Source organism: Nocardia sp. CY15 (assembly GCF_009829295.1).
GTDB classification, from domain to species: Bacteria; Actinomycetota; Actinomycetes; order Mycobacteriales; family Mycobacteriaceae; genus Nocardia; species Nocardia sputi.
Genome location: NZ_VUOT01000001.1, coordinates 840251 through 864338, shown reverse-complemented (window position 1 = coordinate 864338; position 24088 = coordinate 840251). Strand labels below are relative to the sequence as shown.

Sequence of the window (24088 nt, the reverse complement as noted above, 5' to 3'; positions counted from 1 at the left end):
TCGATGGCCGCACCATCCGCGATCCGGGGAAGAAGGCTGGGGAGGCATCGGGGACTGGGGCAGCGGCTCGGCTCCAGCGACTGAAGGCGTAGTCGTGACTACAATCCGACGCATGTCAGCGATCTTCGACTGGGCCCGGCCGGACAACGTCCAGCCCGAGCCGATCACAGTCGACATCTGGCGCGAACTTCCCGACGAGTTCTGCCGTTTGGTGGAAGTGGTGAACGGAGACGCGGTCCGCTGTGAATCGCCGACACGGGCGCACCAGAAAGCCGTCCACCGGCTATTGGCGATGTTGGAGGTGGCGGCTCGGGAATACATGGCCGAAGACCCTTCGGCTTGCTTGGACGCCAATCACGATTTCGATGTAGTGCTCTGGGAAGTGCCCCGCGCGACGATCCGACGTCCTGACATCGCGCTGTTCGAATGCGTACCGGCCGATGTCCGGCCGATGCCCGCACGGCACCTGAAGATCGCCGTCGAAGTGATCTCGCCCAGTCATGTGAAAACGGACCGGCTCGAGAAGATGGGTGAATACGCCGCCGCCGGGATTCCCTGGTACTGGCTGGTCAGCGTGTCGGATACCGACGTGACCTCCATCGAGACCTACGGCCTCGACCACAGCGTCGGCCATTACCGCCTCGCCCGCGTGCTGAAGCCGCAGACCGGCTTCGCCGTGGACCTGCCGATCCGAATCCGACTCGACTGGGATCGACTGACCGATCTGGTGCTGTGAGCTCGGGACGATCGCAGTACCCGAGGGTCGGCTCGTCGCCGTCGAAAGGTCGCGTTGCTGGTCGAGCTGGGACCGGCGTTCTCGAGGTCGAGGCGGGTTGAGCAGCCTGCGGCCGGGTCGAGCCGGTGGCTCGGCGGCCACCGGCTCGGACGATCACTCGCGCACGTAGTACCGCAGCGTTGCGTACGCCGTGATGGCCGCGAAGACAATGCCGACCGGTGCGATGACCAGCGCGGTCATGGCGATGTCGTCGCCGGTGATGCGCGGGAAGACCTTGCTGGCGAACAGGTCGCCGAGGGCGCGGTCGATCACCAGCGGGCGGGCGATGAGCAGACCGAGCATGGCCAGTACCGAGCCGGCCAGCGCGGCGACCACGGCCTCGAGCAGGAACGGCAACTGGGTGTACCAGCGGGTCGCGCCGACCAGCCGCATGATGCCGACCTCGGTGCGCCGGGTGAACGCGGCGATCTGCACCATGTTCGCGATCAGCATCACCGCGGCCAGTGCCTGAAGCACGGCCAGGCCGAACGCCGCGTTGCGCAATCCGTCGAACAGGCTGACCAACCGGTCCACGATGTCCTTGTCGTTGCGCACCATGCCCACGCCGGGGCGGTCGTAGAACTTCTCGTAGATCGTGGGGTAGAGCTCCGCGTTCTCCATCTTCACGCGCAGCGACGCGGGCAGCGGCGTCTCGCTGACGTATTTGGCAAGTTCGGGCTGGTCCTTGAAGGTCTTCTCCTTGGCCTCGCGGACCGCTTCCTCGCGGTTGAGGAATTGGACCGCCTCCACGCCGCTGGTCGCCTTCAGATCCGCCATGAGTGGCCGGCACGGGTCCTGCGAGCAGTCCGGATCGTTGGCCGAGACGTCCTCGGTGAGGTACAGCCGCACCTCCAGCCGGTCCAGGAAGTACTGCTCGGTCTTGTCCGCGATGCGCACCGCGAGCAGGCCGCCGCCGAGCATGGTGAGCGAGACCGCGGTGGTCAGGATCATCGCGATGGTCATCGTGACATTGCGGCGTAGACCCGCGAAGACCTCGCCGAACAGGAAGCTCGCGCGCATTACCGGCCCACCCCGTACACGCCCGTCGCCTCGTCGCGCACCAACCGCCCGTGATCGAGCTCCACCACCCGCCTGCGCATCGCGTCGACGATGTGGTTGTCGTGTGTGGCCATCACCACCGTGGTGCCGACCCGGTTGATCCGCTCCAGCAGCATCATGATGTCGCCGCTGGTGTCGGGATCGAGGTTGCCCGTCGGTTCGTCGGCCAGCAGGACCAGCGGCCGGTTCACGAAAGCCCGCGCGATCGCCACCCGCTGCTGCTCACCACCGGAAAGCTCGGTCGGCAGCCGGTCGGCCTTGCCGCCGAGGCCGACCATGTCGAGCACCTCGGGGACGGTGCGGTCGATGAACTGGCGTCGCTTGCCGATCACCTCCAGCGCGAACGCGACGTTCTGGTATACCGTCTTCTGCTGCAGCAGCCGGAAGTCCTGGAAGACGCACCCGATGCGCTGGCGCAGCTTGGGCACCTTGCGGCCGGGTAACCGGTCGACCCGGAAGTCGGCGACTCTGATCTCGCCCGCCGTCGGGGCCTCCTCCTTCAGCAGCAAACGCATGAAGGTCGACTTGCCCGAGCCGGACGGTCCGATGATGAAGACGAACTCGCCCTTGCCCACATCGACGGTGATGTCGTCCAGCGCGGGTCGCGTCGAGGTCTTGTACGACTTGGTCACGTTCCGCATGGTGATCACGGGGAGCCAGTGTAACCAGCAACCGGGCGCGGACTGCGTCGTCAACCATGGGTGACAGCGCGGCGGCGGCCCGTCACGCTCGGCTCAGCGACCCGGCGGTTCCGTGATCACCGCTGCCGGAACAGCGTTGACCAGGGTGGCCGGAGCGGTGGTCGTTTCGTCGGGTTTGACGAATACGTACAGCGCGAAGGTGGCGACCCAGGTTGCCATCAGGATCGCCGTGGATCTACGTGGTCTCACTGATTCCCTCCCGGCGCAGCGCCGCGGCGACACGTACCCGCAGCTCGCGTCCGACTTCGAATTGTTTACCCGGCAACGTTCGGGCAACCATTCGGATGTTCATCTGGTCGACGGTGAGGTCTTCCACACCCATGACGGTGGGCTCGTCGAGCAGCAGCGGCTTCAAGCGAGCGTCTTCGTACGCCTTTGTACCGACCTCGTGCAGGATCTCGTTGACCCTGGTGATGTCAGCGCTCGCGGCCACCGGCACGTCGATCGCGGCGCGCGCCCAGTCCTTCGACAGGTTCGTGACCTTCACGATCTGCCCGTTGGGGACCGTGATCACCTCACCGTCCGCGTTGCGCAGCGTGGTGATCCGCAGCGTGACGTCCTCGACCGTACCCTCCGCCTGGTCTGCGGCTCCAGTCACCGCGATGCGGACCACATCACCGAATCCGTACTGCCGCTCCGTGATCAGGAAGAACCCGGCGAGGATGTCCTGCACGATGCGCTGCGCGCCGAAGCCGAGCGCGGCGCCGAGCACCGCGGCGGGCGCGACCAACCCGGTGACGGCGAAGCCGAGCCGCCGCAGCACCTCCATGGTGATCAGCACGTAGACGATGGTCAGTACCACCCACGTGATCACCTGGGCCAGCGCGTGACGATGCTTGGCCGCCTCGGTGCGCACCAATGCGTCGCTGCTGTGGAACCCGGCGTCGATTCTGCGAGTGACCCGGTCCCTGATGTAGGTGGCGAACCGGCTGAACAGGATGGCGCCGAGAACGAGCAGCACGATCTCCAGGCCCGAGCCGCGTAGCCACGTGGTGAAACCGGTGGAAGCGATCGCCTGGATGCCCGCGACATTCATCTAGCTTGCCTGCTCTCGCATTCGCCAGCGGATACCCGACTCGATGAACCCGTCGATGTCACCGTCGAGCACCGCCGACGGGTTGTTGACCTCGTAGTTCGTCCGCAGGTCCTTGACCATCTGGTACGGGTGCAGCACGTAGGACCGCATCTGGTTGCCCCATGAGGCGCCCTCGTTGGTCTTCAGCGCGTCCATCTCGGCGCGCTCTTCCTGCCGCTTGCGCTCCAAGAGTTTGGCCTGTAACACCCGCATGGCCGAGATCTTGTTCTGCAGCTGGGATTTCTCGTTCTGGCAGGTGACCACGATGCCGGTGGGCAGGTGGGTGATGCGGACCGCGGAGTCGGTGGTGTTGACGCTCTGGCCACCCGGGCCCGAGGAGCGGTACACGTCGACCCGGATCTCCGTCTCCGGCACCTCGATGTGGTCGGTGGTCTCGACCACAGGTAGCACCTCGACCTCGGCGAATGAGGTCTGGCGGCGGCCCTGGTTGTCGAACGGGCTGATCCGCACCAGCCGGTGCGTGCCCATCTCGACCGACAGCGTGCCGTAGGCATAGGGCGTCTTCACCGCGAAGGTGGCGCTCTTGATGCCCGCTTCCTCGGCGTAGGACGTGTCGTAGACCTCGACCCCGTACTTGTGCCGGTCGGCCCAGCGGATGTACATGCGCATCAGCATCTCGGCCCAGTCGGCGGCGTCCACGCCACCGGCGCCGGAGCGGATGTTCACCAGTGCGTCACGCTTGTCGTACTCGCCCGACAGCAGCGTGCGGACCTCCATCGCCTCCACGTCGGCGTGCAGCGCGGTGCGCTCGGCATCGGCTTCGGCGAGCGCGATGGTCCTGGCCTCGCCCTCTTCCTCCTCGGCCAGTTCGTAGAGCACCGGCAGGTCGTCGAGCCGTTGCCGCAGCTCCTCGACCCGGCGCAATTCACCCTGGGCGTGGGACAGCTCGCTGGTGACCTGCTGGGCGTGGTCCTGGTCGTTCCACAGGTCGGGGTCCGCGGCCTGATGCTCGAGCTCGTCGATACGACGACGCAGCTCGTCGATGTCGAGGACCGATTCGACCGTCTTCAAAGTGGCGTCGAGTTCGGCGAGATCAGCGGAAACGTCAGGATGCACGATGGTCAAGCCTAGCTGCCCCTCCGTGACCGCAGCACACGAGTGCGCGCGGGGTGACCGGGGACGGTCTCGGCGCGGGTGGGCAGCGCCGTATATGGGCGGAGCGAGTGCGTCACCGGGACGCCGCGCGCTCGCTTTCCACCCCACGCCGGGTGGGTGCGCTGTGACGGACGCCTCATGGGTTCATACCCTAAACGGCGACCGCGCTTGGCGCAGTTGGTGATTGGAATTGGTCGCTCTGCGGACGGCCGGAGGCCTGTCGTCCTGTTCAGGTGTCCGCCGGAGTAAAAGCTGGGCTCGGCGAAACGCGGCTGTTCTCGGGTCTCGCTCCTCGCGGCCCGCGTGGTCGCGCTGCCAGAGCCGATGTCGTGGAGGCGGGCGTGGGATATGCCGGTGGCGAATTCACCGGGTGCACCCGACAGCACCTGGCGGGAACGGCTGGCGAGGGGGCGTGGACGAATATCCGGCGGGAAGGCTGCTCGGCTCTGCCCTGGAGGGCGCCGGTCAGTTCGGTACCGCGCGCAGTCCCCCCGGGCGGCGTCCGGTGAGGGTGTCGAGGGCGGCGGCGGTGGCGTCGTCGGCCGGTAGGTAGACGATCACTCGCTGGTCGTCGTCGGCGGAGAGTTCCAGGAACTCGTAGGCCAGGCGCAGGGCACCGGCCTCGGGGTGGGCGAGGCGGGTGATACCGCTGGTGGCGGCCAGGCTCGGCACGGTGTTCACCCGCTCGGTGAACGCCGGGCCCACAGTGACGGTGAGTTCGTCGGCGAGGCCGGCGATGTGCGGATCGGCGCGAAAAGGCCCCTGCTTCAACGTGGCGACCGTCTCGTCGGCGACGTGCTCCCAATCCGGGTAGCAAGCCCTGGCGGCAGGCACGCGGAAGACGAAGCGCGCCAGATTCGGCGGGGCGTCGGGTCCGTCGAAGAGGCCGGTGGGCGCCATCAGCCGGTGGTAGCCGTCGGTGTAGGCCAGAACCTCGGTGAGGCGGTTGACCACCACGGCGGGCGCGGGTTCGAGCCGGTCCATGATCGCGCGCACCGTCGGCCGCACCTCGCGGAGCGGTTGCGCGTCGCCCATGCAGGTGAACCCGCTGTCCACCGACTTGGTCAACCTGTGCAGGTGGATGCGCTCGGCGGGGCTCAAACGCAACGCGTCCGCGAGCGCGGAAAGCACCGGGGGCGAGGGACGCCGGTCGCGACCCTGCTCGAGACGAGTGACGTACTCCACGCTCACACCGGCCAAGGTGGCCAGCTCGGCGCGGCGCAAACCTGGCGTACGCCGCCGCGGACCGGTGGGCAGGCCGACCTGAGCGGGCGTCACCGCTTCGCGGCGGGTGCGCAGGAACAGCCCGAGTTCGTTGTCGCTCACCTTTCGAACCTAACAAGGCGAAACGCCTGAAGGGTGTCCCTGTCACTACCACTCTCACGGCGGTCTCCCTGCTTCGCGCGCCGGACAGCAGATTGGGTTGACGCGGCTCGTCCGGGCCGCTTTGTGATCCGAGGAGGAACAGCATGTCCAGCACCCCCCTGAAGCTCGCGGTGATCATCGGCAGCGTCCGGGAGGGACGTTTCGGGCCCGTCGTCGCGACCTGGTTCACCGAGCAGGCGCGGCGGCACGGTGTGTTCGAGGTGGACGTCATCGACTTGGCCGAGGCGCACATCCCCCTGGAGTTGCCCGCGGTGCCCCCGGCGCTCGACCCGGATCCGCAGCGCCCCGAGGGAATGACCGACCTCAGCCGCCGACTCGCGGCAGCTGATGCCTTCGTCATCGTGACGCCCGATTACAACCGGAGCATCCCGGCCTCGCTCAAGGCCGTCATCGACTGGCATTTCACGCAGTGGGACGCGAAGGCGATCGGTTTCGTCGGCTACAGCGGAGCCTCCGGTGGCTTGCTGGCCATCGAGCACCTGCGGCAGATCTTCAACGAACTCAACGCGCACACCGTCCGCAACTATGTGTCGTTCCCGCGCTACTACCTGCTCTTCGACGCAGAGGGACGGTTGCTGGAACCCGAAGAGCCCGCCGCCGCCGCGACGGCGCTGCTCGACCAGCTGCACTGGTGGGCGAGCGCGTTGGCCGCGGCGCGGTCGCTGGAAACCGTGGGATGAGTGCCGGGTCGGCGCCGCTGCCCATCGGCGCGACCGGGCGGCCGATAAGGTGCGGAGTGTGGCTGTGTACTCCTCCGATCTGGAACTCGCCCTGCGGCTGGCCGATGCCGCCGACGCGATCACCCGGGACCGTTTCGGTGCGCTGGACCTGAAAGTCGACGCGAAGCCGGACCTGACGCCGGTGTCCGACGCCGACCTGGCCGTGGAGCAGGCGATTCGGCAGGTGCTGTCCGAAGCCCGGCCCGGCGACGCGGTGCTGGGTGAGGAATTCGGCGGGGCCGCCGAGTTCAGCGGACGCCAGTGGGTGGTCGACCCCATCGACGGCACCAAGAACTTCGTGCGCGGGGTGCCCATCTGGGCGACGCTGATCGCGCTGCTGGAAGACGGGGAGCCGGTCGTCGGTGTGGTGAGCGCCCCCGCCTTGGTCCGACGCTGGTGGGCCGCCGCGGGATCGGGGGCGTGGTCGAGCTTCCAAGGGCAGGTGGCCGAGCCGATTTCGGTCTCCGCCGTCGGCGAGCTGGGTTCGGCCAGCCTGGCGTTCTCCAGTCTTTCCGGCTGGCGCGAGCGCGGACTGCGCGAGCATTTCCTCGCCCTGACCGACGACGTGTGGCGCGTGCGCGGCTACGGCGACTTCCTCAGTTACTGCCTGCTCGCCGAAGGCGCCGTCGACATCGCCACCGAACCGGAGGTCTCCCTGTGGGACCTGGCCGCGCTGGACATCCTCGTCCGCGAAGCGGGCGGGCGCTTCTCTGCGCTGGACGGCGCACCCGGTCCGCATGGTGGCGACGCCATCGCCACCAACGGTTTGCTCCACGAGAACGTCCTCGACCGCCTGCGGGGCTGACGCCGCTTGCTGCTGGTTTCGGTGCCCGTGCATCGGGCGGTGTACTCGCGCTTCGTCGGTGTTGTCCACCACCTGGCTTGGCATCGGGGTCTGCTCGGCGTCCAAGTTCGAGCACATCCGCAGTGATCTTGTTCTCCAAGAAGCGCTGTCGACAAACGCCGACCCTCTGCACCTGTCGATCACGTTCGGCCCTTAGTGACGAAACTGCGGTCGGCTACGCCATGCTCGCCCGCCAGCTCATGGGGCACCCGGTGGAAGCACCTGATCGTCGGGGTGGCAACTGAGCTGGGCCCAGCTTCTTTTCGGTTCGCAATCTGGGAAAGGTCGTGAGTAGTAGGCCGCCTGTCAACGGGAGTCTCAGTCGATAAGTTCGCGCACCGCTTCGATGACGGCTTCGGGCCGCTCTTCGGGCAGGAAGTGGCCGCAATTCACTGTCGCGGTGCGTAGATCTGTTGTCCATGAGCACCAGATGGCCTCGGGGTCGAAGGGGAGGGCGAGGTCGCCGGGGTCTTGCCAGAGGGCAGTGACCGGCATGGTCAGGCGGTGACCGGCAAGGCGATCGGCCTCGTCATGGAGGTTGTCGGCGTAAGCGCTCGCGCGATAGTCGGCGCAGACCGCGGTGATCGCGTCGTCGTGGCGGGCGGCGTCCAGGTATTCGGAACGGATATCGGCGGGGATCGCGTCGTGGTTGTGCGCCCAGGTGTCGAGGAAGTGCCCGAAGAACGCCTCGGGATCAGCTCGAATCATTCGCTCGGCGAAATCGCCGGGTTGGGCGAGCAGGTAGAGGTGAAAGGCGAAGATCCCTGCGGTCCCGTGCAGGGTGGCCCACATGTCGGCTGCCGGTAGGACGTCGAGGATTGCCAAGTGGCTGATTGTCTCCGGGTGATCCAGCCCTGCGCGGAAGGCGACGAGCCCACCTCGGTCGTGGCCGACCAGGGCGAATCGGGGGTGGCCCAACGACCGCATGAGTTCAACGATGTCGGTGGCCATCGTTCGTTTGGTGTAGGTGTCCTCGCCGGGTATATCGGCAGGCTTGTCGCTTTCACCGTAGCCACGCAGATCCGGACAGATCACCCGGTGATCTCGCGCCAGGTCGGCGGCGACATGACGCCAAGCCAGATGTGTCTGCGGGAATCCATGCAAGAGCACGACCGGTGTACCGGAGCCGGCCACGGCGACGTTCAGCGCGATGTCGCCGACTTGAATACGGTCGTAAGTGAACTCGGCAATTCTGCTGCGCATGCTCGCACAGTAGCCACCGGCACCGACATTCTCGCGAGTGAACACTCGGCTTCGTTTCGGTCCGCAGTTCGCCGGGGCCGGACGCCGTTCGCACTGCCAGAGCACGAACCCAGGTCGGTTCCCGCCGACGAAGCCTCACCCACACCGAATACGCACGCTTCGGCTTGGGCGCCCCCGCCACACCGCGGGTGGTGGTGGAGCCGATCAACCCCCGCACCCTCGGTCCACCGAGCAGCGTGCCCTGCTGCGGGCCGCGGCGGCGCGCGTTCGCGATGATCGTCTTCGGCCTGGATGCCGGGCCGCGAAAGCCCGAGAGCCCTGGATCAGCAAACACCGCCGCTGCGTCCGCGACTACGAACCCGCCACTCAGGGTTGATCGGGCTCGTCGCGGTGGATACGGACTGCATACTGTATCGGCTTGTGGACGGGCACCTCGAGGAGGTCGGCTGCTGTCGCGGATGTGGGCTGAGGTGCCACGGCGTGGTCGTCGACTTGCCGGTCGAGTTCTTCGACGACCCAGTCGATCGACTGTTCATAGGCGGCCAGGCCAGCCGAAATGACCGGGTCGTCCCGATAGTCGCGTTTGGCCCGGTCGAGGAATTCCTTGATTTCGTCGCCGTGTTGGTAGCCGTAACCGTCCGGGTACCGCTGCGACGGCTCAGGTGCGGGAGCCCAGCGCAGCCCGTGGGCTTCGACGAAGTCGTTGACCGCGGCCAGCTGGCCGAGAGAGGTCGCCAGTTCTGGAAGCCGACCTTCATAGATCTCGGCGGCTGTCGATGCCGGGCCGAAGACCCGCTCGGCCTGACGCTCCGGTGACCGGTCCGGTACAGGGGCTCTGTCGACGATGGCATCCCAGACAGGTTGCGCGATCAATGCGAAGACGACCATGTCGCCGTCCAGCACGGTCGACGCGGGGATGTTGTCGTATTCGATTGCCAGGTGGGTGCGTTCGATGAGCTGCAGCAGCTCCTCGATGTGGCTGTCGGAGGTGAGTGCGTCACCGTCGAAGGTGCTGGTCTGATCTTTTGCAAAGAATCTGCCGTCGCGATACCGGTCGAGGAAGTAGCGCACAACGAGTTCGGTATCGAGGTCCTCGCGGACGCCGTCGATCCCGCCGAGTCGGTCGTAGGTGCCCGCGATGCCCAGCGTGATCGGCAGGTAGTTTCCGCCGACGCGTTGAAGCACGACCAGGGTGGCGTCAACAGGCATCAGACTGACACCGGTGATCATGCAACTACAGTCGTAGAAACCCATCGCGCCACCAACCGTTCTTCAAAGCCCGGTCGGTCCAGCCGAGCCGACCCTCACCGCAACCCGGCCTCCTGCCCACAGTAGGCACTTCCCACCACTGATACGTTGCGCTCACCCTGCCACTCAACCGGTCGCCCACAGACGGGGTAGTCCGCGCGCGGACCCAGTGGTTGCGTACGGATTCCGCCGTTCCGGCCGCCTTGTCGGCCCATTAGGCCGATGTCGCGAGGTTTCCCACGAGAGGCATTGTCGCCGACGGGCCGACAGCCGTCGGCGGATCAGGCGGCAAGTGACCACTGTCCGTTGCTGACTCAACGGTCGAGCCCTTCACCGGTGATCGCCTCGACGAGCGCGGAGATGAGAATTTCCGCCACTGGCGGGGTGACGGCGTTGCCGTACCGGCGCACCTTCACCTTGTCGGCGTTGCGCAGCTGGAGTCCGCGGCGCTCGTGGGCGTCGTTCGCGGATCGCGCGGCGGTTCATGTCGGAGATGCTGCGCGTTCCTGGAATGCCTTTCGGTCTATCCCGCCCGCGCCGGAGTCGCTGGAGTCAGATCGATGCCCGCTGGTGGGCGCAGGCGGCGCAGAGAGCCGTCCATGCTGGTGACGAACAGCGCCCAGGAATTCCCGTCGCGGTCGATGCGGACCGAAGTCGCGCCGTCCGGCGGGCCGCGCAGCGGGCCGGGTTTGATCAAGCCGGTGATGATCGCGCACGTGGCCCCGGTGTTCGTATCCACCTGGTAGACGGCGCCGAGGACGTGATCGGCGACGAAGAGCGCGCCCGCTCGGGTGGCCTCCATATCGTCGGGCAGGGCGACCAGGTCCGGGATGCCGGAGACGACCGTGGGACGCGACGGATCATCGAGTCGGACGCGGAGTATCTGCAGCGTCATGGTGTCGACGTAAACCGATTCGCCGTCCGCGGCCAGCGCGAGGCCGTTGGAAGGCGGCAGGATCGCCCAATCCCGCTCGTACTCGCTCGTCTGGGGCCAGTAGCGGGAGATCCCGCTCGGACCGCCCAGCCCGATCGTGGTGAACAGCAGGCTGCCGTCCGGCAGCAACAGCAGACCATTGGGCCCGTTCAGCCCGGTCAGCAGGACGCGCACCGCCCCGGTCTCGGTGTCGTAGCGCTGGAGTGTGCCGGGCGGTTCGCTGAGCCCGTCTCCGGTGAGGAAGTAGACGTAGCGTCCCGCGACGCGCACGCCCGCGGGCCGGTGCACGTCCGTGACCAGCTTCTCCATCCGTCCGGCACGGTCGACGTGGGCCAGGTAGCCGTCCATCAGCCCGGTGACGTAGAAACCGCCCTGCCCGTCGGAATCCAGATTCTCCAGATTGCCGACGCCTTCGACGACTGTCGTGGTCTCCCAGCCGTCCGAGCACATCGTGGGAAATGTCTCCGCTCGCGCTGTCGGCATCGCCCCGGTGACCACGGCGACTCCGGCGACCACGGTGGCGGTGAGCATCGCCGCACGCGCCCGGATCCCTCTCCCTGTTGCCATGAGCGACAACATAACAGCGCTTGATGGAGCGGGAAGGCCTGATATTTCCGCACGAGCGGAGAAAATTCGAGGTCAGCGAGCCGTGATCCACCACACCCTTTCTCGGTTGTCCACATGTGGAGAACTCGGCGGTTCAGCAGGACGAACGCCGAACCGGACCCCTACCGCCCTGGCCGAGCGCTCGTAGGATGGGCCGGGTGACTCCCCCCGATGATTTCGCGACTGTGGCGATCGAAGACGCTTCCGGTTCGGACTCCGGATCCGTTGCGGCGCAAGATGTTCTACGCCGGGTCTTCGGTTACGACAGCTTCCGCGGCGACCAGCGCGCGATCGTGCAGCACGTGATCGACGGCGGCGACGCGCTGGTGCTCATGCCGACCGGCGGCGGCAAGTCGCTCTGCTACCAGGTGCCCGCTCTGGTGCGCCCCGGTGTCGGTGTGGTGGTCTCACCGCTCATCGCTCTCATGCAGGACCAGGTTGACGCGCTCAGCGCTCTGGGCGTGCGCGCGGGATTCCTCAACTCCACCCAGTACCCCGATGAGCGGCGGACCGTCGAAGCGCAGTTCGTCGCGGGCGAGCTCGATCTGCTGTATCTGGCGCCGGAGCGGCTGCGCCTGGATTCGACCGCGCAACTGCTGGATCGTGGCAAGGTCGCGCTGTTCGCCATCGACGAAGCGCACTGCGTGTCCCAGTGGGGTCACGACTTCAGGCCGGATTACCTGGGCCTTTCCATGCTGCACGAGCGATGGCCGGAGGTGCCGCGGATCGCGCTGACCGCGACCGCTACCGAGAAGACGCGCGACGAGATCATCCAACGTCTCGATCTCGGCGGCGCCCGCCGCTTCGTGTCCAGCTTCGACCGGCCCAATATCCAGTACCGGATCGAGCCGAAGAACCGTCCCGACCGTCAGCTGCTGGAATTCATCAGCACCGAGCACGCGGGAGACGCGGGCATCGTCTACTGCCTCTCGCGCAACTCGGTGGAGAAGACCGCGGCGTTCCTCACCGAGAACGGCATCTCCGCGGTGCCGTACCACGCCGGCTTGGACAATCGCACCCGTGCGGCGAACCAGTCGCGCTTCCTGCGCGAAGACGGGCTGGTCGTCGTGGCGACCATCGCCTTCGGCATGGGCATCGACAAGCCCGATGTGCGCTTCGTCGCCCATCTCGACCTGCCGAAATCGGTGGAGGGCTACTACCAGGAGACCGGCCGCGCCGGCCGCGACGGGCTGCCCTCGACGGCGTGGATGGTCTACGGCCTCAACGACGTGGTGCAGCAGCGCAAGATGATCGACGCCTCCGAGGGCGACGCCGCCCACCGGCGCCAGCTGCAGCTGCACTTGGACGCGATGCTCGCGCTCTGCGAGACGGTCGGTTGCCGGCGCACCCAACTGCTCGCCTACTTCGGCGAGCCCGGCCTGCCCTGCGGCAACTGCGACACCTGCCTGTCCCCGCCGCAATCCTGGGACGGCACCGTGGCCGCGCAGAAATTGCTGTCCGCGGTGCTGCGGCTGAAGCGGGAACGCGGCCAGAGCTTCGGCGCGGGCCACATCGTGGACATCCTGCTCGGCAAGAAGAATCCCAAGGTTCTGCAGCACGACCACCACGAGCTGAAAGTCTTCGGCGTCGGCACCGACCTGCGCGACACGGAATGGCGCGGGGTGGTGCGGCAACTGCTGGCCCATGGGCTGCTGGCCGTCCACGGCGACTACGGGGTGTTGACGCTCACCGAGGCCAGCAGTGAAGTGCTGTTCGACGGTCGCCGAGTGCTCCTGCGCCGCGAGCCCGAACGCGCGATCAAGCACGCGCGGGCGGCGAAGGCCGCCAAGGCGGCCGCCGCCGACCTCACACAGACCGATCTGCCGCTGTTCGAGAAGCTGCGCGAATGGCGCGCGGCGACCGCGAAGGAACAGGGCGTTCCCGCCTACGTCGTCTTCCATGACGCCACCCTGCGCGAGATCGCGGCACGCAAGCCGGCCAGCCTGGCCGAGCTCGGCGGTGTCAGCGGTGTCGGCGAGAACAAACTCGCGAAATACGGGGAACAGGTGCTCGAAGTGCTCACAGCGGCATGAGCCCTCCGCCGCGCGGATCGCCGATGGGCGAGGATGGTCGCCGGGCAGGACCGCCGAATACCCTGGAGGACATGTGAGTGCGGGCGAGACGATCGGGCGCCGGGAATTCCTGGTCGGCGCCGCCACCCTCGCGGCCGGGGCCACGCTGGTCGGCCGTACGCCCGCGCATGCGGTGCCGGTCGCCGAGGGAGTCAGCAAGTTCCCCTTCCCGACCGAGCGCCGGGTGCGGGTACTGCTGACCGGCGACGCGGGCACCGGCGCCCGCGCCCAGTGGGCGGTGGCCGACGCCATGCGCGCGTGTCACGGCCGTGAGCCGGTCTCGCTGGCCCTGGGCCTCGGCGACAACATCTACGAGCACGGTCCCGTCGACGCGGCCGATGTCCAGTTCGCCGACAAATTCGAAAACCCCAACGCCGGACTGGATTTCCCGTGGCTGATGGTGCTGGGCAACCACGACAACAGCTCCGTGCTCGGTGGTGACGGCGGGTGGCTGCTGCGCGGCAACGCGGAGGTGGAGTACCACGCCGTCTCGCGGCGCTGGTGGATGCCGAGCCGCTACTACTCGGTGCGGATCCCGGAGCCCGACCCCGTCGTCGAGTTCTTCGTTCTCGACGTCAATCCGCTGGCCGCCTACGTGCCGCCGGTGTTCTCGCCCTATTGGGCGGTCGACGGCCAGTTCATGAACGAGCAACGCGACTGGCTCGACCGCGCCATCGCCGAGTCGCCCGCCACGTGGAAGATCGCCTGCACCCACCAGCCCTACCTGAGCAACGGCCCGCATGGCGACGCAGGCCGCTACGAGGGCTTGTCGCTGGAGCCGATCAACGGCGTGCACGTGCAACGCTTCATCGAAGACCATGTGGTCGGCCGGTGCCACTTCATTCTGTCCGGCCACGACCACTCGCTGCAGGTTCTCGAACCCACGGCGGCGTCGAAGGGAACCAGGCAGATCGTGTCCGGTGCCGCCGCGAAGACCGTCGGCCCCGAACCGCGACTTGCCGCGAGTGCCGGTCACAGCGCGTTGTACGAGACCTATCACGAGTTGGGATTCATGATCCTCGAGCTCACCGAAGGCCGGGCCGAGTTGGGCGTGCACACGGTCGACCTGGCGACCGGTGGGTCCACCGAGGTTTTCCGGCGGCGCTTGGGCTGAGTTCCAACTCCATTGCGCCTAGCGGCAATTGCGGCGTGTCGCCGTCGTGGCGGTTACCGTGCAGGCTATGGCACCGGGTGAGGGTTCCAGCGATGCGGACGACGAAGTTTCAACCGGCTCTATCGGGGGTGAGGCCCCGGACGCGCCACCGTACGTGCGCGGCAGGACCGATCCGTCGGTAGAGAGCGTGTGGCTGCGCCGCCGCCCGGCGCCGCACCGGTCCGGCGTCCCGCGGATGTCGACGGTGGCGCTGCTCGTCGCGTTCCTCGCCGTCCTCGCTCTCTACATAGTGCTGCGCCAAGGCGGGTAGCGCGTCGGCGACCTGCGGGAATAATCCGGTTGCCGGGTCACTTAAAGTGGACCGTTATGAAGGAACAGGGGCGCAAGGTCATCGCGACCAACCGCCGGGCGCGGCACAACTACACGATCCTGGACATCTACGAGGCCGGGATCGCGTTGGTCGGCACCGAGGTGAAGAGCCTGCGTGAGGGCAAGGCCTCGCTGGTCGACGCCTTCGCGACGGTGGACAACGGCGAGGTGTGGCTGCGTGGGCTGCACATCCCCGAGTTCAGCCACGGCACCTGGACGAACCACGCGCCCCGCCGGGTGCGCAAGTTGCTGCTGCACAAGCGCGAGATCGAGCGGTTGGTCGGCAAGTCCCGGGAGGGCAACCAGACGCTGGTGCCGCTGTCGATGTATTTCTCCGACGGCAAGGTGAAGGTCGAGTTGGCGCTGGCCAAGGGCAAGCAGGACTACGACAAGCGCCAAGACTTGGCCCGGCGCACCGCCGAGCGAGAGGTCACCCGCGAGCTGGGACGGCGGGTCAAAGGCATGCGATAACCGGCGAGCGACCCGGCCTGCTCGCTATCGCGGGTTTCGCGCCGGTCGAAGCGCTACCGGTGAGCCCGGAGTCGCCGGACGACGTGACGCGAAGATCACCACGTAACTCCGGACTACGGCCGCTGCTCATGCAGCGCCTCGCAGCCGGAGTCGTCCGGCTCACCGTGACGGCCGCCAGGGAGCCCGGGCGGCCGCGCGGCGAACCGCGACGACCGCCCTGCGATAGCAGATCATCGTGTGCACGGCTCGCGCATCGCGATGCGCTTCAGTGTGGGGCTGCGGTAGTCGGCGACCACCGTGCGCGAACCCAGCGAAGTGGACGGATCGGGCACGTTGACCACCGCGCGCTGCGCCGCGACGTCGGGTTCTTCCCGCCCATAGACCTGGGGCGCGGCCATTCCCTCGGAATCGACGGTGAGCCCGGCGAGGGCCTTGCGCAGCGTCGCGCGGTCCAATTCGCCCGTCTCGGCTGCCTTGGTCAGTAGCGCCTTCATCGGATAGGAGATCGCCCAACCCAGGTTGTAACCGAAATTCGTCGGTTCGCGCGGCGCGGCGTTCCTGGCGCGCTGCGCTCCGGTGCTCGTGCCGTCCCAGCCGTCGAACGGCGAGGTGTAGTTGTAGAGGGCCGTGAGCGCGGGCGCGGCAGGCGTCTCGAGCAACGCGTTGTTCCAGGTGGGGGTGGACCCCAGGAAACGGCCCGAGTAGCCGGATTTCGCCAGCTTGCCGACGATCTCGGCGGCTTCGCCCGGTCCGGTGGCCAGAAGGACCACGTCGGGCGGGTCGGCCATGATCTCGGCGACCGGGTAATCCTGATTGCCCACTTCGGTATTGGGCCCGGTGTCGATCCGCGCGTTGATTGTCGCGCCATTGTCCAACGCCCACTTGAGCGCCCCGCTGGCGTAGTCACCGCCATAGTTGCCGCGATAGGCGACCACGCCGAGCGTGCGCGGCTGATAGTGGTTCTGCGCGAACCAGTCCAGCCCGAGCACAGCTTCGGTGCAGTAGGAGAAACCGTCGTCCAGCACCAGATCGCGGTCCGTGGAGCGATACTGCCAGCCCGACCAGAGCGTGCCCGCGCCGGTCACCAGGTTCGCCTCGTCCATCTCGGGCAGAACGCCGAGTGTCTGCGCGGTCCCGAAACTCATAGCGAGAGCCAGCACATGGGGCGCCACGTTCTCGAATTCCTTGGCGTGCTTGCGCGGGTCGTAGGCGGTGTCGCGGCTGTAGGTCGCGATGTCGATCTCGTACCCGCCGATGCCGCCCTGCTTGTTCACCTCGTTCCAGAACGCCAGTTGCCCTTCTTGCAGGGACTTTCCGAGCGGAGCGAAGGGACCGTTGTTCAGATCCGACAGGACGCCCAAGTAGATGCAGCCCTTGTCGCGGTGTATCGCGTGGGGACAGGGTTCGCGGGTGACGCCCGGTGCGGCGGTGGGTGTCGGGGTCGAACATCCGCCGGTCAGCGCCAGACCGAGTGCCAGGGGAGCGGCCGCGAGACGAAGCAGCCGACGGAAGTTACGGTGTGAAAGCATGTTCGCTCGCTTACGGCTGCACGCAGGGCTCGGTGAGGGTGATGCGGTCCTGAGTCGGGCCGTGGTATTCGGCCGCCAGGGTCTTCGCGCCCAGCGGCGCGGTCTGATCCGGCACTTCGATGACCGCTCGCTGCCGAGTGAGGTCGGGTTTGGCCGCGCCGTAGATGTATTCGGGAATCGCGCCCTCGTAGTCGACGCGCAGGCCGTGCACCGCCTCGCGTACGCCCGCACGGTTGAGCTTGTCTTCGTTGACCGCCCGGGTGAGCAGCGCCTTCATCGGGTAGGAGAACATCCAGCCCGCGCTGTAACCCCAGGTGGATGGCTCCCTGGTCGCCGAGGCCCTGGCCTTCTTCGCGCCCGCGCTGGTACCGTCCCAGCCGTCCAGCGGCGAGGTCATGTTGTAGCGTGCCGTGATCGCTGTCGCTGCCGGGCTTTTCAGCAGGCCACCGTTCCACGTCGGGCCCGAGCCGAGGAACCTGCCCGGGAAACCGGCCAGTGCCGCCTTGCCCATGATCTCGCCCGCCTCCGCGGGCCCCGTGGCCAGCAGCACGAGATCGGCTCTGGCGTTCAGGATCTTGGCGACCGCGGCGTCCTGATTGCCTATCTGAGTGTTGGGCTCGGTGTCGATCTGCGCCACCATGTCGACGCGGTTGGCGGAGGCCCATTTCTTCGCGCCGGTGGAGTAGTCGCCGCCGTAATCGCCCTGATAGCTGACCGTCGCGATGGAATTCGGCTTCGCCACGTGCTCGGCGAGCCAGTCCAGGGCGATGATGGCCTCGGAACAATAGGAGTATCCGGACTCCAGCAGCAGGCCCTTGTCGCTGTTCTCGAATTGCCAACCCGACCAGAGGGTTCCGGCGATGGCGACCATGTTCGCCGCATCCATCTCGGGAAGCACCTTCTGCGTCTGCACGGTGCCGAAGCTCATCGCGAGCGCGAGGACGTGCGGCTCGATCCGCCGGTAGGCCTCGGCGTGCTTCTGCAGATCGTAGTTCGTGTCCTCGGTGTGGGTGGCGATGTCCACCTCGTATTTGCCGCCGATCCCGCCCCCTTCGTTCACCGCCTTCCAGAACGCCAGCTGGCCGTGCTGGATGTCCTTGCCCAGCGCGGCGAACGGCCCGCTCGTCAGATCGGACAGCACACCCAGGTAGATACAACCCTTGCGGGAGTCGATCGCGTTGGGACACGGGTCGGCGGTGACACCCGGGTGGGAGGTCCGGTTCGATTCGCCTCGCACGGTGGAGCACCCGGCCAGGACGAGTCCGGCGATGACGGTGAGGGCGGACAAGCGCAGCAACCTGTTCCGAATGGTGCGAACTGCCAAAGTGTTTCCTTAGTCTGAATTCGAGATCCGCTGCTCAGAGCCGATCGTACGGCTCGTGCAGTGTAAGTCGGCTTCGTCGTCGCGCCCGGAGAATCGGCTACCAGCATCCGGGAAGGGGCGGGTACCGCGCGTGCGGTGATCGTCAACGGTGCTTGCGGCGTGCTTCGGCTCGCGGTGCGGGAGGTCGTCGGCGGGTACGCCCGCTCAGCCCCCGGAGTGCCGATGGTCCATTGGCCCGCGGAGGATGTTCCTCGGTTCTCCACGACAGGTCAGGTTCGACGCCGCGACGTACATACGCCGACCTGGGCCTTCTCGGCGACGAGATGTGTCCACCGGAAGCAGCGGATGTTGCGACCGCCACCACCGAAAATCGGGATGATCCGAGCTTCCGGCGGTGTTAACATGGACAGCCCGGCAAGGTGCCGGGGCGTACGGGGCTGAACGGTTTCGACTGCGTACGTAGATTCAGGGGAAGCGTGTCGGTGCAGGCAAGAGACCACCGTAAGCGTCGTTGCAACCAATTAAGCGCCGATTCTCATCAGCGCGAGTACGCTCTCGCTGCCTAACCAGCAGAGCGTCTCTGTCGGCCCGGGGCATGCCCTCGGCTCCGGTGCCGGCATCAGCTAGAGGGCTCACCGTCCTACTCGGTCGCGGAGTAGGACGGGACATCGAACAGCGACTGGGATCGTCATCCGGGCTTGTTCGCGGGACCCGGAGATCCGAGTAGAGGCACAGCGGACTGCACACGGAGAAGCCCTGAAGACGCGGCGGAGGACCCGGGTTCGATTCCCGGCAGCTCCACGAGTGCGAGGCCCATGCCCATGGAGGGCATGGGCCTCGCTCGTTCCGCTGAGTGTTTTATGGGGGTGCAACCCCCACGCCCCGCCCGGCGGGCTCCGCCCCCGGACCCCCGTATCCGTGGTCGCGCTGGGCGGTCATGGTTCCAGTAAGTTCCCGCAAGCTCCACTACGGAAGGCTCGGTCTGCCAGGACGGGCCTTCCGTAGTGGCACACCAGCCGCCCGTGGGCTGTGCGGCAGACTTCCGGCTGAGCGTGGACCGGAGCTGGGTAGGCCGTTGGTCGATCGGATACAGTCCAGCGCTCTGCACAACCTCAAAGAGCTTCGCCCTCGAAACCCGGCGGGTTCCGAGATCAGGATGCTGTTCGTTTTCGACCCATTCCTTGCTCTCCTCGACCGGGACTGCGCGGCCATCGACCGCCTTGAACGGCTTGCTCAGGATTCCGCGCTCGTCGACCATGTGCCATATTCCGTCGGGGCGCTCGAGCCACCCGTACGGCCCCTCCTCCTGATCGTCCGGCGCGGTCATCGCTGCTCGTCCTCCAGTCGCTCGAAGATCTCGCGCGCGGGTACCGACTCATCCGGATCGTCGCCCAGCTCGAGTAGCCACGGCAGTACTCAGAACACCAGGATGAGCAGTCCGCCGAGGGCGGCGATGACGATGAGGATGGTTGTGAGCTCTGTGGTCATTCGGTGACCCTTCGGCGCGTGGAAGTGTGGTCGGTGGGGCATCCGACGCTGGGGATCAGGGGTGAACCGACGTCGGGGCCTGTGGATACCTTGGCCCGGGTGAACCCATGCGAAGCGGCACATCGTGTGTCACCGTGGGGGCATGGACGATGCCGGGGTGGGGGAACGTACGGCCAGGGCGCGCAAGCTCGCTCGGCTCACCCAGTTACAGCTCGCGCAGAAGGCGAATGTGTCGGTATCGCTGCTGCGTAAGGTCGAGCGAAGCGCCCGCCCCGCCTCGCCCGCGTTCATCGCGGCCGTAGCCGGCGCCCTCGGGGTGAACATCGAAGACCTGACCGGGCAGCCATACACTCCGACGCGCGAGGATGCTGGGGCACACGCCACCATTCGCGAGATGCGCCGAAAGATTCTGGCGTTCAACGACGAACCCCTGAGCGCGCCGACCACCCTGGAAAAGCTGACCGCGGCACTGCATCGGGTTCAGGAGAGCAGGCGTCGGGGGCGGTACGGCGACCACATCGCCGAACTTCCGGACGTGATCCACGGTCTGCACATGCTTGCGAGCGACGAGCCTTCCGGGCAGCGTCTGGAGACGATCTATTCGACGCTCGCCTACGCCTACAACAGTGCGTCGTCGGTCGCCTACCGGTACGGCTACCTCGACCTCGCGGGGCTGGCCGCCGAGCGCTGCGTGTGGGCCGCTGAACGCGGTGGTGACCCGGCGTGGCCGATCGCGGCCGAATACCACCGCGCGCTGATCCTGCAGTATTCCGGCGCATACACCGGTGGGATGCGGATCATCGAGCGCGCACACGCCGCCAGCGAACGACTGCCCACCACGCCGGAAGTCCTCGCGGTGCGCGGTGCGCTGCACCTGCGGGGGGCGATTCTCTCGGCTCGCGCGCTCGACGCCGACACCGCCGACGCGCACCTTCGGGAAGCGCGCCGGATCGGGGAGGCGATCCGCTCCGCCTCGTACCAGGAGTACGGAACGGGGTTCCATCTGCCGAACGTCGCGATCCACTCGGTCGCGGTGCCCGTCGAGTTGTCCGATGGCACGACCGCGGTGGCGCGCGCCGAGGGGATTCGGCTACCGGCGTCGGTCTCGCCGTCGCGCGCCGGGCATCACTGGATCGACGTGTCTCGCGCGTGGTTGCTACACGGGGACAGGCATCGTGCCCTGACCAGTCTCGATCAGGCGCGCCGGATCGCGCCGGGGCTCACGCGCAACCACCCGCAGGTGCACGAGACCGTCCGTGTGCTCGCCCACGCCCGCCGCGGAACCGACACCCTGGTCCGGTTCGCGAAGTGGGCCAACGTCAAGATTTGAGCTGATTCGGGCACCGGCCGTGCGCCTTGGTGTCACTGCGTAAGCGTGTGGAGGCGGCTCCGCGCCTCGGCTCGACGACCCCGCCTCGGGCGACCCCGGTGTTGCCTGGGTAGTCCACATGGGTCTGTTCCCGCTCGGTCCGCCTGCGGCGACAAAGCGGGTAATTCGGGCGAATCGGATGTTTTCTGTTTGATTGCTGGCTGGGGTGGAATGTCGGGGGTAATGTCGATTTACCAGGGAAAATGGGGTGTTAGCCCCCCGGTATCTGGATGGCTGCCATGAAGCTCGAGGCCGAGATGGGTTACTGCTCCCAAAGTGGGAGTGGGGGGCTTGGGAGGCTGACATGACCGCGGGGATTGCGGGCAATGGGATGCGGTCGATTCTGCGCGCCGCCTGTGTGAGCGTCGGCATCGATGCCAGCGATGCCGAGTCGCTGGGAATGCAGGGCGCCTACCGGCTGCGCGACGGGATCGTCGTGCGGATCGGCGGGCGCGGACAAAAGCACGCGACCGGGCGGGAAGTCGCCGTGGCTCGCTGGCTGGACACTTGCGGGGTGTCGGCCCTGCGCGTCGTCTCCGATATCCCGCAGCCGGTGGTCGTCGAGGGCTGCCCGGTGACCTTCTGGCACGACCTGCCGCCGCATCGCCCCGGTACGCCCGCGGAAGTGGCCAGGGCGCTGGGGCGGCTGCACCGGCTGCCGCTGCCGGGGTTCGAGCTACGCCGGATGTCACCCTTGGCGCGGGTCGAGGAGCAGATCGCCGCCGCGCGGACCGTGTCCGAGGACGATCGGCGCTGGCTGACCAAACACTTGGAGGAATTGCGCGGCCGGTGGAAGGCGCTGCCCAAGGGTATGCCGTGGTCGGTGGTGCAGGGTGGTGACTGGGTCGACAGCGTGGCAGTAGTCGCCCACGACGGGGATGTGATCCTGACAGGTGCGGGCCGGGCGATGATCGGCCCGCCGGAATGGGATCTGGTGCCCGCGGCGATCGAGTGCTGGACGGCAGCCGAGATCACCGTTTCGCAGTACGCGGACTTCTGCGCCGGGTATGGCCGCGACGTGATGCGCTGGGATGGGTTCTACCTGTTGCGCGACATCCAGGAGTTCCAGATGGCGCTGCGGTCGATGCATGCTGCCACCGCCGACCCGGCTTACCAGCGCCAGGCGCTGCGCCGTCTCGCATACATCCGCGGCGACGAGGGCATGCGGCCTTGGCCTGGCTGGGCGGATCTCGACTAGGTGGCATCTCCAAGTCATCGCCGCGCCGAGTTCGTTCGGCGGGGCGGCGGCTCGGTCTCCGCGGTCGGTGTGATGGCGGCGGTCATCGGTCGTTGATCGACGCCGTTGGAAGGGCGCTCACCTCGTCCGGGTGAGGTTCGTCGGATATGCCGGTCGCGGGCGGGATGTTGCCGTGCGGGCTGAGCACGTTCCTCATGACTAACCGTCTATATAATCTTGACAGGTTAGTGACACGCATGCATTCTTAACCACTGAAAGTAATTTAGACGGTTTAGGTGGTGTGGTGCATGCGGCGCGAACAGGTTGGCTGGGCAGGCCTGGCGGCTATGACGGTGTCGTTCGGACTGAACTTCTCCATGGGAGTGTTCTTCGCGCCCACCGCCGCCTCGTACGGGGTGAGTGCCACGGCGCTGGCCATCGCCGCCGCTCTCGGCACCACGGTGACAGGGCTGGCCCAGCCGTTCGTCGGTGGCCTGTTGGATCGGGTCGGAGCGAAGCGGGTGCTGATCGGCGGTCTGATGCTGATCTCGGCCAGCTATCTTGTGCTGGCGGTGGTGCGTACGACGTGGGAATTCGTCACGGCTTACGTGTTCCTCGGCGGGATCGGGTTCGCTTCGTCGTCCACGCTCGCGGTCACCACCATGATCGGACGCGTGCTGGGGGATCAGGTCGGGCCCGCGCTCGCCAGGGCGGCGGTGGGGATCAACTTGGGGCAGTTGATCGGTCCGTGGATTGCCACGGCGTTGTTCCAGCCCGTCGGTGTCCGGGCTACCTACGCACTTCTCGGCGGCGTTGGGCTGTTGGTCACCGCTGTGCTGTGGTGGGTGCTGCCCGCCGACAATATCCGCGGCCTCGCACTGCGGGCCGAGTCGTTGGCCGGTCGGGGGCGTGTGCTGATCTCTTTCGGCCTGCATTCGGCGACCCTCTACGTGGTTGTCCTGATGCTGCCCGAACATGCGGTCCAGACCGACTGGTCGATCGCCGGTGCCGGTCGCCTGGTGGCTGTCGCGGCATTGGCGGCGGGCCTGACTTCGGCGGCGATGGCGCGATTGCAGCGTTGGTATCGACCAGAGGTCCTGCTGCGGATCCTGTACGGGATGCGGGTGATCGCGCTCGCGCTCGCCGTCTTCGTGCCCGGTTCGAGCGTGCTCATCGCAGTCGCGGTGGTCTTCGGCGCGGCCTCATTTCCGGTCATCCCGTTGACCATGGCGATCATCACCCGCGGTCTCGACCCCGCCCGGATGGGCCGAACCTTGGCTCCAGCGTGGGTGATCCATCAGCTCGCCGCGGCCGCCGGTCTGGCGGTTGCCAGTGGAATCCATGCTCAGACCGGCGACTACCGAGGATATTTCGCACTGGGTGTGGTCTTCAGTGTCGCCGCGGCGCTACTGGTCGTCCCGGGGCGCGAACCCGAAACCCAACTCCTCACCAGCGCGGCCCGACCGTCCACGATCCGTGCCCGGCACTGAGCCCGATCGGTGCTCGGAC

At 67.1% G+C, this 24088-nt stretch carries 21 protein-coding genes and 1 other RNA gene; 11 read left to right on the top strand and 11 right to left on the bottom strand.

Going from position 1 to position 24088, the window contains the following annotated elements:
• Positions 1-112 precede the first annotated feature (112 nt).
• Positions 113-736, top strand: a complete 624-nt coding sequence (locus GVY39_RS04165) for a Uma2 family endonuclease (RefSeq protein ID WP_159920977.1) — start codon at positions 113-115, stop codon at positions 734-736.
• A gap of 153 nt (positions 737-889) precedes the next feature.
• Here the strand turns inward: GVY39_RS04165 and ftsX are convergent, their stop codons facing one another.
• The 6 genes from ftsX to GVY39_RS04140 all read right to left on the bottom strand — a co-directional run bounded on the left by ftsX (position 890) and on the right by GVY39_RS04140 (position 6052).
• Positions 890-1795, bottom strand: coding sequence for a permease-like cell division protein FtsX (gene ftsX / locus GVY39_RS04160; protein ID WP_159920979.1), 906 nt, complete (start codon positions 1793-1795; stop codon positions 890-892).
• Positions 1795-2484 (bottom strand): cell division ATP-binding protein FtsE, encoded by a 690-nt coding sequence (ftsE, locus tag GVY39_RS04155; protein WP_159920981.1) that lies wholly within the window; start codon positions 2482-2484, stop codon positions 1795-1797. The genes ftsX and ftsE overlap by 1 nt, the downstream gene beginning before the upstream one ends.
• Positions 2485-2568: 84 nt before the next feature.
• Entirely contained in the window at positions 2569-2694 is a 126-nt protein-coding gene (locus GVY39_RS34935; protein ID WP_255466107.1) for a hypothetical protein, read from the bottom strand.
• 16 nt (positions 2695-2710) lie between these two features.
• Positions 2711-3571 carry a mechanosensitive ion channel family protein gene (locus GVY39_RS04150; RefSeq protein ID WP_159920983.1) on the bottom strand — a complete coding sequence of 287 codons (861 nt, stop codon included), beginning with the start codon at positions 3569-3571 and terminating at the stop codon, positions 2711-2713.
• On the bottom strand, positions 3572-4687 hold the full coding sequence (gene prfB, locus GVY39_RS04145) for a peptide chain release factor 2 (RefSeq protein ID WP_159920985.1): 1116 nt from the start codon (positions 4685-4687) through the stop codon (positions 3572-3574).
• A gap of 504 nt (positions 4688-5191) precedes the next feature.
• Positions 5192-6052, bottom strand: a complete 861-nt coding sequence (locus GVY39_RS04140; protein ID WP_159920987.1) for a helix-turn-helix transcriptional regulator — start codon at positions 6050-6052, stop codon at positions 5192-5194.
• A 143-nt stretch (positions 6053-6195) separates the two neighbouring features.
• On the opposite strand from GVY39_RS04140, the gene GVY39_RS04135 reads away from it, so the two are divergent.
• Both GVY39_RS04135 and hisN read left to right on the top strand, forming a co-directional pair.
• The gene (locus GVY39_RS04135) at positions 6196-6792 is read left to right on the top strand and encodes an NADPH-dependent FMN reductase (protein WP_159920989.1); all 597 of its coding nucleotides are present in this window, start codon (positions 6196-6198) and stop codon (positions 6790-6792) included.
• A 58-nt stretch (positions 6793-6850) separates the two neighbouring features.
• A complete protein-coding gene (hisN, locus tag GVY39_RS04130; RefSeq protein WP_159920991.1) occupies positions 6851-7636 on the top strand; it encodes a histidinol-phosphatase in 786 nt (261 codons plus the stop codon).
• Positions 7637-7993: 357 nt separating this feature from the next.
• Here the strand turns inward: hisN and GVY39_RS04125 are convergent, their stop codons facing one another.
• The 3 genes from GVY39_RS04125 to GVY39_RS04110 form a co-directional block, all read right to left on the bottom strand.
• Positions 7994-8878 (bottom strand): alpha/beta fold hydrolase, encoded by an 885-nt coding sequence (locus tag GVY39_RS04125; RefSeq protein ID WP_159920993.1) that lies wholly within the window; start codon positions 8876-8878, stop codon positions 7994-7996.
• 366 nt (positions 8879-9244) lie between these two features.
• A complete protein-coding gene (locus GVY39_RS04120; protein WP_240679452.1) occupies positions 9245-10087 on the bottom strand; it encodes a hypothetical protein in 843 nt (280 codons plus the stop codon).
• A 562-nt stretch (positions 10088-10649) separates the two neighbouring features.
• Complete coding sequence (locus GVY39_RS04110; RefSeq protein WP_159920997.1) at positions 10650-11627, bottom strand: hypothetical protein; 978 nt, start codon at positions 11625-11627, stop codon at positions 10650-10652.
• 197 nt (positions 11628-11824) lie between these two features.
• Between GVY39_RS04110 and recQ the strand changes: the two genes are divergently transcribed.
• The 4 genes from recQ to smpB all read left to right on the top strand — a co-directional run bounded on the left by recQ (position 11825) and on the right by smpB (position 15692).
• A complete protein-coding gene (gene recQ / locus GVY39_RS04105) occupies positions 11825-13699 on the top strand; it encodes a DNA helicase RecQ (RefSeq protein ID WP_240679451.1) in 1875 nt (624 codons plus the stop codon).
• A gap of 73 nt (positions 13700-13772) precedes the next feature.
• Positions 13773-14852, top strand: a complete 1080-nt coding sequence (locus tag GVY39_RS04100) for a metallophosphoesterase (RefSeq protein ID WP_159921001.1) — start codon at positions 13773-13775, stop codon at positions 14850-14852.
• 67 nt (positions 14853-14919) lie between these two features.
• Entirely contained in the window at positions 14920-15162 is a 243-nt protein-coding gene (locus GVY39_RS04095; protein ID WP_159921003.1) for a hypothetical protein, read from the top strand.
• Positions 15163-15218: 56 nt separating this feature from the next.
• Positions 15219-15692: an SsrA-binding protein SmpB gene (gene smpB, locus GVY39_RS04090; protein ID WP_159921005.1), complete on the top strand. Its 474-nt coding sequence runs from the start codon at positions 15219-15221 to the stop codon at positions 15690-15692.
• A 230-nt stretch (positions 15693-15922) separates the two neighbouring features.
• Here the strand turns inward: smpB and GVY39_RS04085 are convergent, their stop codons facing one another.
• On the bottom strand, positions 15923-17221 hold the full coding sequence (locus GVY39_RS04085; RefSeq protein WP_159921007.1) for an ABC transporter substrate-binding protein: 1299 nt from the start codon (positions 17219-17221) through the stop codon (positions 15923-15925).
• Between the two features lie 10 nt (positions 17222-17231).
• Positions 17232-18545: an ABC transporter substrate-binding protein gene (locus GVY39_RS04080; protein WP_159921009.1), complete on the bottom strand. Its 1314-nt coding sequence runs from the start codon at positions 18543-18545 to the stop codon at positions 17232-17234.
• A gap of 433 nt (positions 18546-18978) precedes the next feature.
• Between GVY39_RS04080 and ssrA the strand changes: the two genes are divergently transcribed.
• From ssrA to GVY39_RS04055, 4 genes are all read left to right on the top strand, one after another.
• Positions 18979-19349: a transfer-messenger RNA gene (gene ssrA, locus GVY39_RS04075) on the top strand.
• Between the two features lie 826 nt (positions 19350-20175).
• On the top strand, positions 20176-21363 hold the full coding sequence (locus GVY39_RS04065) for a helix-turn-helix domain-containing protein (protein ID WP_159921013.1): 1188 nt from the start codon (positions 20176-20178) through the stop codon (positions 21361-21363).
• 343 nt (positions 21364-21706) lie between these two features.
• Positions 21707-22600, top strand: a complete 894-nt coding sequence (locus GVY39_RS04060; RefSeq protein WP_159921015.1) for an aminoglycoside phosphotransferase family protein — start codon at positions 21707-21709, stop codon at positions 22598-22600.
• Between the two features lie 287 nt (positions 22601-22887).
• On the top strand, positions 22888-24069 hold the full coding sequence (locus tag GVY39_RS04055; RefSeq protein WP_159921017.1) for an MFS transporter: 1182 nt from the start codon (positions 22888-22890) through the stop codon (positions 24067-24069).
• Positions 24070-24088: the final 19 nt, after the last annotated feature.